The 14770-nt window shown below is 69.5% G+C and carries 11 protein-coding genes; 7 read left to right on the top strand and 4 right to left on the bottom strand.

The window, feature by feature from the left end:
- Window positions 1-633: prolyl oligopeptidase family serine peptidase (locus HCR68_RS12515; RefSeq protein ID WP_167149969.1), on the top strand; the 633-nt coding region annotated here is incomplete at its 5' end.
- Window positions 633-2576 (top strand): chloride channel protein, encoded by a 1944-nt coding sequence (locus tag HCR68_RS12510; protein WP_167148695.1) that lies wholly within the window; start codon window positions 633-635, stop codon window positions 2574-2576. The genes HCR68_RS12515 and HCR68_RS12510, both read left to right, overlap by 1 nt.
- 89 nt (window positions 2577-2665) lie before the next feature.
- Here HCR68_RS12510 and HCR68_RS12505 read toward each other — a convergent pair whose 3' ends face one another.
- Window positions 2666-3226, bottom strand: coding sequence for a hypothetical protein (locus tag HCR68_RS12505; RefSeq protein WP_167148697.1), 561 nt, complete (start codon window positions 3224-3226; stop codon window positions 2666-2668).
- A 21-nt stretch (window positions 3227-3247) separates the two neighbouring features.
- Between HCR68_RS12505 and HCR68_RS12500 the strand changes: the two genes are divergently transcribed.
- The 3 genes from HCR68_RS12500 (at window position 3248) to sucB (ending at window position 8672) form a co-directional block, all read left to right on the top strand.
- Window positions 3248-5305 (top strand): leucyl aminopeptidase, encoded by a 2058-nt coding sequence (locus tag HCR68_RS12500; RefSeq protein ID WP_208320546.1) that lies wholly within the window; start codon window positions 3248-3250, stop codon window positions 5303-5305.
- Window positions 5306-5531: 226 nt separating this feature from the next.
- Window positions 5532-6905: a dihydrolipoyl dehydrogenase gene (gene lpdA / locus HCR68_RS12495; RefSeq protein ID WP_167148699.1), complete on the top strand. Its 1374-nt coding sequence runs from the start codon at window positions 5532-5534 to the stop codon at window positions 6903-6905.
- Window positions 6906-6935: 30 nt separating this feature from the next.
- A complete protein-coding gene (gene sucB / locus HCR68_RS12490; protein ID WP_167149967.1) occupies window positions 6936-8672 on the top strand; it encodes a 2-oxoglutarate dehydrogenase, E2 component, dihydrolipoamide succinyltransferase in 1737 nt (578 codons plus the stop codon).
- Window positions 8673-8844: 172 nt separating this feature from the next.
- Here sucB and HCR68_RS12485 read toward each other — a convergent pair whose 3' ends face one another.
- A complete protein-coding gene (locus HCR68_RS12485; protein WP_167149965.1) occupies window positions 8845-9486 on the bottom strand; it encodes a TetR/AcrR family transcriptional regulator in 642 nt (213 codons plus the stop codon).
- 89 nt (window positions 9487-9575) lie between these two features.
- Here HCR68_RS12485 and HCR68_RS12480 point away from each other — a divergent pair, with 89 nt between their 5' ends.
- A complete protein-coding gene (locus HCR68_RS12480) occupies window positions 9576-11846 on the top strand; it encodes an FAD-dependent oxidoreductase (protein ID WP_167149963.1) in 2271 nt (756 codons plus the stop codon).
- A gap of 228 nt (window positions 11847-12074) precedes the next feature.
- Here HCR68_RS12480 and HCR68_RS12475 read toward each other — a convergent pair whose 3' ends face one another.
- A complete protein-coding gene (locus HCR68_RS12475; protein WP_167149961.1) occupies window positions 12075-12941 on the bottom strand; it encodes an NAD(P)H-binding protein in 867 nt (288 codons plus the stop codon).
- 106 nt (window positions 12942-13047) lie between these two features.
- Window positions 13048-13545, bottom strand: a complete 498-nt coding sequence (locus HCR68_RS12470) for an anthrone oxygenase family protein (protein WP_167149959.1) — start codon at window positions 13543-13545, stop codon at window positions 13048-13050.
- Window positions 13546-13808: 263 nt separating this feature from the next.
- On the opposite strand from HCR68_RS12470, the gene HCR68_RS12465 reads away from it, so the two are divergent.
- Window positions 13809-14756 (top strand): AraC family transcriptional regulator, encoded by a 948-nt coding sequence (locus tag HCR68_RS12465; RefSeq protein ID WP_167149957.1) that lies wholly within the window; start codon window positions 13809-13811, stop codon window positions 14754-14756.
- Window positions 14757-14770 lie beyond the last annotated feature (14 nt).

The following is a 14770-nucleotide window of genomic DNA, read 5'->3' as shown; positions in this document are numbered from 1 at the left end:
TCCATGGGCTACGGGACCGGCTACCGCAAGGCCCTGGAGGGCAAGTGGGGCGTCTACGACGTCGACGACTGCGTCAGCGGCGCCCAGCACCTGGTGGACGCCGGGCTCGTGGATCCGCGCCGCATCGCGATCCGCGGGGGCTCGGCCGGAGGCTTCACGGTGCTGTCGGCCATCACCCACTCCACGGTGTTCACGGCGGCCAGCTCCTGCTTCGGGGTGACCGACCTCAAGCGGCTGGTGCGCACGACCCACAAGTTCGAGTCGCACTACATCGGCCAGCTCATGGGCACCCAGGACATCGACGACCCGGTTCTGGACGAGCGCAGCCCCATCAACCACATCGAGGACATCGGTGTCCCGCTGCTGCTCATCCAGGGCTCGGAGGACCCGATCGTCCCGGTGGATCAGGCCACCGCCATGTACGAGGCCCTCAAGGCGGCCGGCGCGCCGGTGGCCCTGGAGGTCTTCCAGGGTGAGGGGCACGGCTTCCGCCTGGCCGCGAACATCCGACGCCGCTACGAGGCCGAGCTGAGCTTCTACCGCCAGGTGTGGAGGATCGGCGGGTCCTGCTCCCAGACCGAGCGGCGCGGCGAGGAGGACACCTTCATGGTCAAGGTGGAGAACCTGCGCTGATGACACGAACCTGGAAGAGGCTGTCCCAGCCCCTGTCAAGGCGCGCGGGCAGCCTCTTCCGTCATCACCGTGTCGGGCTCTACATCCTGGCGGTGCTGGTGGGGCTCGCCTCGGGCCTGGGGGCGGTGCTGTTCCGGCTGGGGATCGATGCCTGGTCCCAGCTGCTCAGCGGGGCCGATGACTACACCGTCTCGATGGGCCCCTCGGTCGGGTGGTTGGCGCCGCTGGGCACCTGGTTCGTCCTGGTGGCACCCGTGCTCTCAGGCCTCATCGTGGGCCCGCTCATGTCCCGGCTGGGCCACACGCCCACAGGTCACGGCGTGGCCGGCGTCATCTGGTCGACGCGACACCGCGACGGCACGATGGCGCCGCTTGCGGCCCTGGCGATGACGACGTCGTCGGCCCTGACGATCGGGGGCGGCGGCTCGGTGGGTCCGGAGGGTCCGATCGCCGAGCTGGGCGCGTCCACGGCCAGCGTCATCGGACGGGGCCTGCGCCTGCCCAGGCTCCCGGTGCGCCACCTGGCGGCCGCCGGCACCGCCGCCGGGATCGCCGCAGCCTTCAACGCTCCTCTGGCGGGGGCCTTCTTCGCCCTGGAGGTCGTCCTCATGGGTTTCAGCGCCGACGCCTTCATCGTCATCGTCCTGGCCTGTGTGGCCTCAACGGTCCTGTCGCACCACCTGCTGGGGACGACTCTGTCGCTGTCGCTGCCTTACCTGGACCTGTCCGGGGACGCACAGCTGGGCTGGGTGGCCCTCCTGGGTGTGGCGGGTGGAGGCGTCGGCATCGGTTTCATGCGTCTTCGCTTCATCGTGCTCGACGCCCTGACCCGCGCCTGGCAGCGACTGGGCGTCCCGATCTGGGTGCGTCCCGGAATCGGGGGGCTGGCCGTCGGCGCTGTCCTGCTGGTCCTGCCCGAGATGTACGGGGAGTCCTCGGCCGCGCTCAACCGGGCGCTGGCCGGTCGCTACACCCTGGCGCTGCTGCTGGTGCTGTGCGTGGCCAAGATGCTGGCGACCTCGATGACCTTGGGAATGGGCTTCGTCGGCGGGGTGTTCGCACCCTCCCTGTTCATCGGCGGGACGCTCGGGGCGGCCTTCGGCACCCTGGTGGCACCCAGCTACGCACCAGCGGCCGGGGTCTTCGGGGTCATCGGTATGGGGGCGGTGTTCGCCGGCGCGGCCCGCGCCCCGATGACGGCGGTCCTGCTCATCATCGAGATGACCGGGCAGCACGCGCTGCTCCTGCCCCTCATGCTGGCCACGGTGCTGGCCACCTTCACCAGCCGTTTCCTGTCGCGAGGCACACTGTTCACCGAGGAGCTGCGCCGTCGCGGTGAGGACGTCGAGGACCCGATGACCACCACTCTCCTGGGACGCACCCGCGCCTGCCGACTCATGGTGGACCCACCCGCCGTTGTCGAGGCCACGGCGACGGTGCGTGAGGCGGCCGCCCTGATGAGTCGGCACAGCGCCTCGGTCCTGCCCGTGGTCACGACGACAAGTGAGGACGCCCGTGAGCTGCTCGGCTGCGTGACGGCCGCTCAGCTGACCACAACGCTCCTGAGCGACGATCCCGACGGCGCCGGCGCGATGACGGTCACGGACCTGCCCCTGGTCCCCGACCGCCTGTCCCACGACTCCGAGGCGACTGATGTGCTCGAGGCCCTCACCCGAACCCGACTGGAGGGGATCCCGGTGGTGGCCCCTGCGTCCGACTCCGGTCCTGAGCGGCTGGTGGGGTGGGTGTGCCAGCGCATCGTCGTCGAGCGGATCTACGAGGTCCAGGCCCAGGCCCGCACCGCAGCCGCCGCCTACACCTCGCTGGGATCCCGGCTGCAGGACAGATGGCACGCGCGCCCCGTTCCTGCGCGCAGGATCAGCAGAATCAGTCGTATCAGCCGGATCAGCTCACGCGGCTCGCGCCGATCCCGGCGTCGGTGACGCGGCCGCCGTCCGGGCCGTTGTCTGAGCCGTTGTCCGGGGCGCTGTCCGGGTGGCTGTCCGGGTCGCTGAGGGTGCGGTGCCGGTCCCTATCGCTCGTCGCCGCTAGGAGGACTCTTGATCGATCGGTTCTCCTGGACCACCCGCGCCCTCTCGGTGAGGCTCTCGGTGAGAGTGTCGGACAGCTCGGTGATGCGCTCGGCATTGGCCACGATGCGCCGAGGGTCGGACATCCACATCCAAGCAGCGGCGACCACCGGGAGGATCACCGGCAGGTACCACCGGGACCCGCCCCAGTGCGCCCACACGGACACGCTGAGGTCGGCGGGCGTGTGCGGGGTGTCAGTCAGGGTGAGAACGCCGATGAGCACGGCCATGGTGGCCAGCGCCCCCAGGCTCATCCAGCCGATGTTGCGCATCCGGCGCCCGTTGTGGGCCACGCAGACGGCCAGGAGGATGTACAGACCGCCTCCCAGGAGGTTCAAGGACCACACCGCGGGCGCCTCATGGGGGCTTCGAACCAGGGCGACCAGGGCGGGGACGAGGACGATCACCCCGAAGACGGCGAAGACACCGACCAGGATGCGCCCCCATCCGTAAGCGGGGCGGCGGGTGTCCTGAACCGGGCGTACCGATGAGCGCTCGTCCATGGGGAACGACCTTTCCACGTGATGACCTCCGGCACGCGCGGCGCCAACTCAGCCTCTAACCGATGCCAGAACGTTACTATTCACAACGTGAGCACCATTAAGTTGACCAAATCCCTGAACGCACACGCCTCGGTGGACGATGACCGTAAGGATACCGACCTCAGCAATCAGGCCGAGGCCAACACGGTCCATGAGACCGAGGACTCCGACACCACCGGCGCCGAGGACCGGGCCGGCTCCAAGACCACCAAGCAGGGAACGAAGCAGGACACTGGCAACGCCAAGGACGACGCGCAGGCGCGCAAGCCCTCCGAGGACCAGGACAGCAACGCCGACGACGCCGACGACGCCGCTGACACCGCTGATACCGCCGATGCGCGTGCCGAGGCCGGTGACACCGCCGACGTCTCACCAGCACAAGGCCCCTCCGGGACCGAGCCGGCAGCCGACGTACTCGTCCTGGCCGCGGCACCGGGAAGGGACGGGGCCGAGACTCCCGAGATCCTCCTGGAGGGCCTGGAGCCCCCCTCCAGCACCGCTCTGGAGGGCCTGGACATCGAGGCGCTCGCGGCCCTGCTGCCGTCGCTGGGCTTCTCAGGCGCTCAGGACTCCGTTGTGCGTCTCCCCTCCTCGTCGGTCAGCACCGCGGCCTACCACGGTCCGACGACGATTCTTGTCGTCGGCGTCGGGACGGGGTGGGCCGACACCGATCCGCTCGCCGTCACCACCGATGATGAGGCCGCCCTGGGCTACGACCAGACGGGCCTGCTGCGTCGGGCCGCCGGGCGCGCAACCCGGGCGCTGGCCGGAACCGGCTCCGCGGCCCTGGCGCTGCCCACGCTCTCCGAGGAGCAGCTCGCCGCCGTCGCGCACGGGGCCGCCCTGGGCGCCTACTCCTGGAAGGCGACGAAGAACGAGGACCGTCCCGGACAGGAGTCCTCCTCCAAGCAGACCTCCCCGTTGAAGGACATCTCCATCGTCTCGCCTCTGTCCGACACGCCGGAGGGGCAGGAGGCGCTGACGGGCGCCCTGGCACTGGCCGAGGCCACGGCCCTGACCCGCGACCTCGTCAACGAGCCGCCGAACCGTCTGACCCCGGAGGTCTTCGCCGAAAGGGCCCGCTCAGCCGGGCAGGAGGCCGGGATCCGGGTCGACACCTGGGACGCCCCGGCACTGATCGAGCAGGGATTCGGCGGAATCCTCGGCGTGGCACAGGGCTCGGTGCACCCGGCGCGTCTGGTGCGCCTGGAGTGGGTGCCGTTGCATGCCGGCGAGGGCGCTGTGAACCAGACGCGCTCCGAGGGCGAGGATGACAACGACCCGACCCGTCCCAGGCACGTCGCGCTCATCGGCAAGGGCATCACCTTCGACTCCGGAGGCCTGTCCCTCAAGCCGGCCGCATCCATGCCGGAGATGAAGTCCGACATGGCCGGCGCGGCCACCGTGCTGGGCGCCGTCATCGCGGCCGCACGCCTGGCCCTGCCGATTCGCGTCACCGCATGGCTGGCACTGGCGGAGAACATGCCGGGGGCCGACGCCCAGCGCCCCAGCGACGTCGTCACCATGTTCGACGGCACCACCGTGGAGGTGACCAACACCGACGCCGAGGGCCGCCTGGTCATGGCCGATGCCCTGGCCCGGGCCGTCACGGAGGACCCCGACGCCGTCCTGGACGTGGCCACGCTGACCGGAGCCCAGATCGTTGCCCTGGGCGACCAGGTAGCGGCCGTCATGGGAACACCCGACCTTCGTGAGGAGGTCGTGGCCGCGGCCCAGCGGGCGGGAGAGTCCTTCTGGCCGATGCCGCTGCCCGCGCACCTGCGTGCGACTCTGGACTCCCCCTTCGCCGACCTGCGCAACACCAAGGTCGGCTCCCGGGCCGGCGGGATGCTCTCGGCCGGTCTGTTCCTGCGCGAGTTCGTCGGGCGTCGGCCATGGGCACACCTCGACATCGCCGGCCCCGCCTACAACGACTCCTCGCCCTGGGGACTGACGCCGACCGGCGGTACCGGCATGGGCGTCTCCACCCTGGTGGAGCTGCTCCGTTCGCTGTCCGCCGAGGTCAGCATCCTCTCCTGAGGCCGCCACCTGTCGGCAACGAGCCGTGACGCAGACCGCGATGCGGATCCCAGCGGCTCGTTGCCGGCACCACCGATATGCGGTGACACGTATCACCCGGTTTTCAGGACTCTAGTCCCTAAACAGCAACACTCCTGGCTCCTGCGCCTCCTCTTCAGGTGGAACAATGGCCCCGTGCCGAGCCGCCCCACAAGGGCGTCGTGACCAACCAACAAGGAGTGAGTTCGTGACAGAGACCGTCTACGACATGGTCATTCTGGGTGCGGGATCAGGGGGCTACGCCGCCGCCCTGCGCGGCGCCCAGCTGGGCCTCAAGGTCGCACTCGTCGAGGCCGACAAACTCGGAGGCACCTGCCTCCACCGCGGCTGCGTGCCCACCAAGGCCCTGCTGCACGCCGCCGAGACCGCCGATGCCGTGCGCGAGGCCGCCACGGTGGGCATCAAGGCCGCCTTCGAGGGGGTGGACATGCCGGGCGTCCAGAAGTACAAGAACAGCATCGTCTCGCGGATGCACAAGGGCCTTGAGGGCCTGGTCTCCTCGCGGGGCATCGACCTGATCCAGGGCTGGGGGCGCCTGGTGGCCGCGGACGCCGTCGAGGTTGACGGCCGTCGCATCACCGGCCGCAACGTGGTCCTCGCCTCCGGCTCCTACTCCAAGACCATCGGGCAGGAGATCTCCGGAGGTGTCATCACCTCCGAGGAGGCCCTGGAGATGGACCACGTCCCCGCCTCCGCCGTGATCCTGGGGGGCGGTGTCATCGGGGTGGAGTTCGCCTCGGCCTGGGCCTCCATGGGCAGCCAGGTCACCATTATCGAAGGGCTGCCCCACCTGGTCCCCAACGAGGACGAGGCGATCTCCAAGCAGCTCGAGCGCGCCTTCCGTAAGCGCAAGATCGCCTTCCGCACCAACACGATGTTCGAATCGGTCGAGCGCCACGACGGCGGCGTGACCGTGCGCACCCAGGACGGCAGGACCCACGAGGCCGAGGTCCTCCTCATCGCCGTGGGCCGCGGACCGGCCACGGCCAACCTGGGCTACGAGGAGGTCGGGGTCGCCATGGACCGCGGCTTCGTCCTGGCCGACGAGTACGGTCGCACCAACGTCCCCGGCGTGTGGGCCGTGGGAGACATCGTTCCCGGCGTCCAGCTCGCCCACCGCGGCTTCGCCCAGGGCATCGTCGTGGCCGAGAAGATCGCGGGCCTGGATCCCACCCCGGTCGACGACGTCCTGGTCCCCAAGGTCACCTTCTGCGAGCCCGAGATCGCCTCGGTGGGCCTGTCCGAGGCCAAGGCCGCCGAGGTCCACGGCAAGGACAACGTCACCACCGCCGAGTTCAACGTGGCCGGCAACGCCAAGAGCCAGATCCTGGGGACCCAGGGCTTCGTCAAGCTCGTCTCCCTCAAGGACGGTCCCATCGTGGGCTTCCACGCCATCGGCGCACGGATGGGAGAGCAGGTCGGGGAGGGCCAGCTCATGGTCTCCTGGGAGGCCGACGCCGACGACGTCGCCTCCCTGGTCCACGCCCACCCCACCCAGAACGAGACCCTCGGCGAGGCCGCCATGGCCCTCGCCGGCAAGCCGCTGCACAACCACGGCTGACCCAGCTAGACAAGAGTAAGGAAGACAGCAATGTCCGAGTCCGTGAAGATGCCCGCGCTGGGCGAGTCCGTCACCGAGGGGACGGTCTCCTCCTGGCTCAAGGCCGTGGGCGACACCGTCGAGGCCGACGAACCCCTGCTGGAGGTCGCCACCGACAAGGTGGACACCGAGGTCCCCTCCCCCGCATCCGGCGTCCTGCTGGAGATCCGCGTCCCCGAGGACGAGACCGTCGAGGTCGGCACCGTCCTGGCCATCATCGGTGACCCCTCCGAGGCCGGCTCCGCCCCGGCCCCGGCAGCACCTGCCGAGGCGCCCTCCGAGGCACCCGCCCCCGCCGCCGAGCCCGCACCGGCCCCCGCGGCGCCGTCGGCTCCCGCCCCCGCCTCCGGTCCTGCCGAGGGCACCGAGGTGAAGATGCCCGCGCTGGGCGAGTCCGTCACCGAGGGGACGGTCTCCTCCTGGCTCAAGGCCGTGGGCGACACCGTCGAGGCCGACGAGCCCCTGCTGGAGGTCGCCACCGACAAGGTGGACACCGAGGTCCCCTCCCCCGCATCCGGCGTCCTGCTGGAGATCCGCGTCCCCGAGGATGAGACCGTCGAGGTCGGCACCGTCCTGGCCATTGTCGGGTCCCCGTCGGCCGCACCGGCGTCAGCACCGGCTCCGGCCCCGGCAGCACCTGCTGAGACCCCCGCCGCCCCGGCTCCCACCCCCGCCGCCGAGCCCGCGCCGGCCCCCGCGGCGCCGTCGGCTCCTGCTCCGGCCGCGACCGAGGCGCCCGCGCCTGCTCCCGCCGCGCCGGTGAGCTCGGGCGCCACCGGCTCCTACGTCACGCCGATCGTGCGCAAGCTGGCCAGGGACAAGGGCGTGGACCTGTCCACCGTGACCGGAACCGGTGTGGGCGGCCGCATCCGCAAGCAGGATGTGGAGGCCGCCGCCAAGGCCGCCGAGGAGGCCCGCGCGGCGGCTGCCGCTGCCGCCCCCGCTGCCCAGGAGCCGGCCCCCGCCGCTGCGCCCAAGCCGGCCTCGGCCAAGCCCGAGGTGGACACGACCCTGCGCGGCCGCACGGAGAAGATGAGCCGACTGCGCCAGGTCATCGCCGAGCGCATGATCGACTCGCTGCAGACCTCCGCCCAGCTGACCACGGTCGTCGAGGTGGACGTGACTCGCGTGGCCGCGCTGCGCGCCCGCGCGAAGAACGACTTCCTGGCCAAGAACGGCACCAAGCTCACCTTCCTGCCCTTCTTCGTCCAGGCGGCCACGGAGGCTCTCAAGGCCCACCCGAAGATCAACGCCTCCATCGAGGGCAAGAACGTCACCTACCACGACGTCGAGCACGTGGGCATCGCGGTGGACACGCCCCGCGGTCTGCTCGTGCCCGTGGTCAAGAACGCCGGGGACCTCAACATCCCCGGACTGGCCAAGCGCATCAACGACCTGGCCGCCCGCACCCGGGACAACAAGGTCAACCCCGATGAGCTCAGCGGCTCGACCTTCACGATCACCAACACCGGCAGCGGCGGCGCCCTGTTCGACACCCCGATCATCAACCAGCCGGAGGTGGCGATCCTGGGCCTGGGCGCCATCCAGCGCCAGCCCCGGGTCATCAAGGACGCCGACGGCGGCGAGGTCATCGCCATCCGCTCGGTGTGCTACCTGGCCCTGTCCTACGACCACCGGCTGGTGGACGGAGCCGACGCGGCCCGCTACCTCATGACGGTCAAGAAGCGTCTTGAGGAGGGTGACTTCGGAGGAGAGCTGGGACTGTGAGTCTGAGCTCCAGCTGGTAGCGATTAGCTGACCGTCAGTGGGCCCCGCACCATCACGGTGCGGGGCCCACTCGTCTTACCGGGTCCACGGATCGAGGACCAGGCAACCACCCCGGTGTCCACCGGGCCTCGGTCGCCGGATCATGGTTCCTCGGCAGCCGCCGGCGCGAGCATCACGCCGAGCCGGCCTCCTCATCGGCGGCGCCGGCGAATGGGACCTCACTCAGTCCGACGACGCCACGAGCGAAGTCGATGCGCTCTTGAACGGTGCCGAGCCCAGCCGCCAGCGGGCCGTCGAGCAGCAGCGAGGCCAGGCCGTGCACGCCGGACCAGAACAGCACCTCGACCTCGATGGGGGCATCCTCCCCCGCCACGAGCCTCGCCAGGCGGGCCAGCTCCTGGCGCGCACGCTCACTTGCCCGCACCACCTCCGGGAACCGCTCCGGATCGCACACGTCGGGCCGGAACATCACGCGAAAGACCCCGGGGTTGCGCAGCGCGAACTCGACATAGGCGTTGCCCGAGGCAACCAGAAGCGCATGCCTGTCCTCGCCATCGAATCCGTCATGCGCCGAGGCGAGCCGGTCCGCCAGCTCGTCGAAACCCTCGCGCACCAACGCCGCCAGGATGGCCTCCCGGTTGGCGAAGTAGTGGTAGGGCGCCTGGTGCGTGCAACCGGCACGACGCGCCACCTCCCTCATGCTCAACGCGCTCGGGCCCGACTCATCCAGGAGTCTTCGGCTGGTCCGCAGCAGCTCGGCGCGCAGGTCCCGGCCGCCGCCGCGCCCGGACGAGACTTCTGATTGAGAGGTCATGAGGAGAGTGTAGAACCGGTCGACTAGACACTGTCCAGTCGGTTGCTATGCTGACTTGACACCGTCTAGTCAGGAGAGAGGCAACCACCATGTCCTACGACGTCATCGTGATCGGCTCGGGTATCGGCGGGCTGACCAGCGCCGGCCTGCTGGCGCGCACCTCCGGAAAGCGGGTTCTCGTCCTGGAGCGGCACACGGAGCCGGGAGGACTCACGCACACCTTCCGGCGGGACGGCGCCTCCTGGGACGTGGGAGTCCACTACATCGGACAGGTCGGCCCAGGAAGCCGGGGCCGCGCCTACTTCGATTACCTCTCCGGCGGCGAGCTGGAGTGGAACCGCATGCCGGACGCCTACGACAGGTTCGTCTATCCAGGAATCGACCTGAGCGTCAGCAGCGACCCGGATCGCTACGAGCGCGACCTGGTCACCGCCTTCCCCCAGGAGGCCAGGGCCATTCACCGCTACTTCAAGGATGTTCGCCGCGCGACGCGCTGGACGACGATGAGCTTCATCCAGGGCATGGTTCCCCGGCCGGTGGCAACGCTCCTGAGACGTACCCAGCACCTGACGGGACGCACGGCCACCGCAACGACGAAGACCTATCTCGACGCCCACTTCCACTCCCCCGAGCTCAAGGCCGTCCTGGCCAGCCAGTGGGGGGACTACGGCCCGCCGCCGTCCCGCTCAGCCTTCGCCGTGCACGCGATGATCGTCTCCCACTACCTTGACGGAGGGTGGTTCCCCAAGGGCGGCAGCGCTCGGATCGCACGCACCTTCGAGAAGGGGATCGAACAGGCCGGAGGAGCCGTCCGCGTCGCCCAGGAGGTCACGGAGATACTCCTTGATGACGACGGCGCGGCCACGGGGGTGCGGGTGATGGACCACCGAGCCCCCGTGGCACGTGAACGCGTCTACCGCGCCCCTGTCATCATCTCCGCCATCGGCGCCTCCAACACCTTCAACCGCCTCCTGCCCACATCCGGCAACGTCGGCCGCCTCACCGGACCGGCACGCCGCACCCTGGAGAACCTGGGCACCGGCACGTCGGCCGCCACCGCGTTCCTGCGCCTGCGTGACGACCCGCGCAGCATCGGTCTGGACGGCGGCAACATCTGGGTCAACCGGGACCTCGACCACGAGCGCACCCAGGAGCACAACGCATCCCTACTGGAGGGACGCCCCCACGACGTCTTCGTCTCCTTCCCCTCCCTGAAGTCCGGCGAGTCCCCGCACACCGCCGAGCTCATCTCGTTCTGCGACGCGAAGGCGTTCCGGCAGTGGGCCGACCGCCCGAGGGGGGAGCGCGGCCCCGACTACTCGGCCCTCAAGGAGCGCATCGGCCGCGGCATGCTGGATCTGGCCGAGAGCGCGGCGCCGGGCCTGACCGAGATCGTGGACTACGTGGAGGTCTCCACCCCTCTGACCTACGAGCACTACACCGCCCACCCCGCAGGCGCCTTCTACGGACCGCCCGCCACCCCGCTGCGCTACAGGTCCGGCCCGTTGGGCCCGCGCACGGCGATCCCGGGACTGCTCCTGTCCGGGCAGGACGCCGGGAGCACCGGCATCATGGGGGCCATGATGGGCGGAGTCGCCGCCGCCTGCCAGGTACTCGGTCCACGCGGTTACACCACCATCACCTCAGCCTTGCGCGAGGCCCCTGCCGCCCCCGACCCACGTGGTACCCGCACGCTTCCGGAGGACAAGCACCATGCCGTCCTGGTCTCCAAACGACGTCTGACGCCCAGTGTCTGGGATGTGGTGCTGCGCGTGGACGGACGGATCGGCCGTTGGGCGCCGGGGCAGTTCGCCCGTCTGTGCGTGGGCGACAACGCGTGGCGCGACTACTCGATCGCAGGCCTGGAGGATGATCACCTCCGCCTGCTCGTCTCCACCCGAACGGGTGGGCGAGGATCGCGGTTCATCGAGGACGCTGACACGGGCACGACGACCGTGGTGGAGCTTCCCCTGGGCGGGTTCGGGCTCGCCGGCTCAGGGAGACGCCGGTTGTTCGTCGCCACGGGGACCGGGATCGCACCCATGCTGGCCATGTTCGCTCAGGCTCCCGACCTCGAGCACGACACGCTGCTCTTCGGCTGTCGCCGTCGCGACGAGGACCTGACGACCATGATCGACTCCCCCGTGCCCGGGCGGGTGGTGCGCTGCCTGAGCCGCGAGGAGGTGCCGGGCACCTTCCACGGACGGGTCACCGAGGCGCTGCCCGAGGTCATCGCCGATCCCCACCTCGACCCTGAAGGCACGGACGTCTACCTGTGCGGCTCGGCCGCGATGGTCTCCGACACCCACCGGCTCCTTGAGCGCGCCGGTTACGAGTCCATCTACACCGAGCCGTACTGAGCACCTCGCCAGACGCCTCGGTCCGGCGGTCGTCCCTGCCGGCACGCAGTCACGTCCTGAGATCCGCCGAGGCTCATGGGGCTGAACGGATATCTGCGACGCACCATGGACCCGGGACGAGAGTGAGCGCGCCCCGCCGATACCCCTGGGCAGGCACCGTCCGTGTTCCGGAGGGGACAACAGAGCGTGGCCGCGCCATCCAGGCAGCCCCCGACCCGGGGGCGAGGGTCAGGCCTCCTGGGCTAGCACGTGCCGGATCGTGGTGTGGATATCCGTGGTCACGCGAATACTCCGGTTACCGCGTGGCCCCAGCCGCTTCTGCTCGTCCGCCCGATACAGATCCGTCAGGCTCTCCGCGATGTGTGGTGCGAAGCCGGCCTTCAGCAAGGCGTCCATCCAACCGGGCTCGGGGATCGTCACGACCTCAAGCGGCTTGCCCAGGGCGTTACTCAGTGATTTGGCAACCTGGCGCTCCGTGTACTGCGGACCCACGACGTCCACGGCCTCGCTGGACTGCGTATCCGCCAGCAGCTCCTGGACCGCGATCTCCGCAACGTCGCGGGTGGCCGCCATGGGAAGGGGCGTGTCCGCACTTGAGGCGAATACCGGGAATATCCCCTCGTGCAGGACGGCCCCGAGGACATCCCCGAGCTTCTCTTGGAAGTGCCCCGGGCGCAGTGCAGTCAGGATAGTGCCCGTCTGCGCGAGGGTCTGTTCCATGTGGTGCAGGCCCAGGATCGGGCCGGTGCCTTCGGTCAGATCCGCACCGCCGGAGGAAAGCATCACGGTATGGCGAACGCCAGAGTCTTTGACCGCGTTGGAAACTGAATTCGCCACTTCTGTGGCGTACTGATCCAGGTCCGGTACGGAAAGGTCGAAGGGCATCATGGCGAAGAAGGCCGTTGCACCGTTCAGGGCCTCGGTGAGCTTCTGCCTGTCACGCAAGTCCAGGACGACCGCCTCAGCCCCTCGAGAGGTCCAGTCGGCGGCTGCATCAGGACGGCGGACGAGAGCACGGACGGGGTGACCGGAATCGAGCAGGCGGCCGGCGATGACTGAACCGATGCGGCCGGTGGCTCCAGAGACGACGTACATGGTGGCTCCTGTTCTGTTTCCGTTGTTCTGTCTCTGTATGACTGATCTTCGAGGCGAGGGGCGCTCCAGCCGGATCAATCCAGGTCCGGCCCTACCGGTCGGCCGGTCACCGCCGGTTGGCGAGGATGTTCATGACGGCTCCAGCGCCCAGCCCCGCGGCACCCAGGAGTGAGAGAACGGCTCGCACGGTATTTGCGGAGGTCCACTCATGCAGGTAGGTGTGCCAGACTCGGGACGCCTCGGCGGATCCCGCCACCACGCTGTCCAGGAGGTTGTTGCGCGGAACGTTGTAGATGATGGTCAGCACCCAGCCCGCCAGATACAGAACGCCTCCCGCAGTGGAGATCAGGTCTCCAGCGGCCCGCTCCTCCTTACGTAAGCCGTGCACCACGGTCCACACGCTGGCGGCCGCTGTACCGAAGAAGAAGGTCATGAACGGAGCCTGCCCGGCAGTGCGGTTGAATTTCTGCATGGTCTCGATCGCCTCAGCGTCTGGCAGTGAACCTAGCCAAGGCATCACCCTGGCCGAGAAGTTGGTGTAGACGCTCCCGACAACGGCGGAACCAACCGCACCGCATGCGGACACGATGTTGATCAGTGACATGACTCTTTCCTTCCGAAGAAACCGGGCCACGACCGGGACCAGACGGCGCTTTCCCCGATCACCGCTTGAACACCTCCATTCCATCGGCAAGGCATCCCCAGCACCATGCGACGGCGGCTCACCTCCATGCGGCGTCGGCTCGGCCAGTCCCTGGCCTCGATGTTTCACGGGCTGGTTGAGTGAGGTTGGCCGGCGTCGTTGCCGGTGCTGCAGGTGTGGTGGTGCCAGGTCGGTGCGATGATCTCGAGGCTAGACTCGGACGTGTGGACCTGCTGGAGGACTTCCTGGCCCAGCCTCACGCCCGCGACGCGTTCCTGCTGCGCGTGGTCATGGGGCGCCCCTGGTCGTTGCTGGTGGAGGATGAGGCACCGTTGTCCATCATCCCCGTGCTTAGCGGTGGGGCGTGGTTCGCTGCGGACGGATCCCTCCCGCGCCGGTTCGAGGCCGGGGAGGTCCTTGTGGTGCGCTCGCCTACGACCTACACCCTGAGCTCGGACCGGGACCACGGCGGCGGTGCCAGGATCGGGGCGGGCCAGGTCTGCTCAGGGCCGGACGGCCGTGACCTGTCCGAAGAGCTGAGTGCCGGGGTTCGTACGTGGGGCAATGATCCTCAGGGGGAGGATCAGCTGCTGGTGGGCACCTACCGGCACCACTCCGAGCTGGGGCGACTGATGCTGCAGTCGCTGCCGCCGTGGTTCCTGGTAAGCGCCCCTGACCCGGAGCTGGTCCGTCTGTTGAACCGCGAGACCGCCCACGACGGGCTCGCACAGTCCAGTGTCCTGGACAGGCTCCTGGATGTTCTGCTGGTCACCACGCTGCGCGCCTGGGTAGACGCCGCCGGAACGCAGAACCACGTCAGTCTCCTCTCCGCCTCCCGGGACGACGTGGTGCGCAGGGCCACGGAGGCGGTGCAGACGGACCCCTCGCGCGAGTGGACGGTGGAGTCGCTCGCGGCTCTGGCAGGTGCCTCCCGGGCATCTCTCACGAGGCGCTTCAAGACCACGCTCGGCCTCTCCCCCATGACCTACGTGACCCAGTGGCGGCTGGCGACGGCTGCCGATCTCCTGGATCGCAGCGACGCCACCTTGTCCTCCATTGCCCATCAGGTGGGGTATGCCGGCCCTTTCAGCTTCTCCTCCGCGTTCAAGAGCCGCTACGGCCTCAGTCCCCGCGACTTCCGCGCCGCGACCGCCGCTTCACGCACCCGCTGACGGCTTCACACCGT

Origin of the sequence: Actinomyces sp. ZJ308 (assembly GCF_011752065.1) — a bacterium.
Lineage (GTDB): Bacteria > Actinomycetota > Actinomycetes > Actinomycetales > Actinomycetaceae > Actinomyces.
Note: the sequence above shows the minus strand (reverse complement) of the source record. Positions and strands in the feature narration are given on the sequence as shown.

Bases quoted from the DNA above. Each gene is read 5' to 3' on its own strand.
- HCR68_RS12510 (WP_167148695.1), top strand. From the start codon at position 633: ATGACACGAACCTGGAAGAGGCTGTCCCAGCCCCTGTCAAGGCGCGCG.
- HCR68_RS12505 (WP_167148697.1), bottom strand. From the start codon at position 3,226: ATGGACGAGCGCTCATCGGTACGCCCGGTTCAGGACACCCGCCGCCCC.
- HCR68_RS12500 (WP_208320546.1), top strand. From the start codon at position 3,248: ATGACCTCCGGCACGCGCGGCGCCAACTCAGCCTCTAACCGATGCCAG.
- sucB (WP_167149967.1), top strand. From the start codon at position 6,936: ATGTCCGAGTCCGTGAAGATGCCCGCGCTGGGCGAGTCCGTCACCGAG.
- HCR68_RS12485 (WP_167149965.1), bottom strand. From the start codon at position 9,486: ATGACCTCTCAATCAGAAGTCTCGTCCGGGCGCGGCGGCGGCCGGGAC.
- HCR68_RS12480 (WP_167149963.1), top strand. From the start codon at position 9,576: ATGTCCTACGACGTCATCGTGATCGGCTCGGGTATCGGCGGGCTGACC.
- HCR68_RS12475 (WP_167149961.1), bottom strand. From the start codon at position 12,941: ATGTACGTCGTCTCTGGAGCCACCGGCCGCATCGGTTCAGTCATCGCC.
- HCR68_RS12470 (WP_167149959.1), bottom strand. From the start codon at position 13,545: ATGTCACTGATCAACATCGTGTCCGCATGCGGTGCGGTTGGTTCCGCC.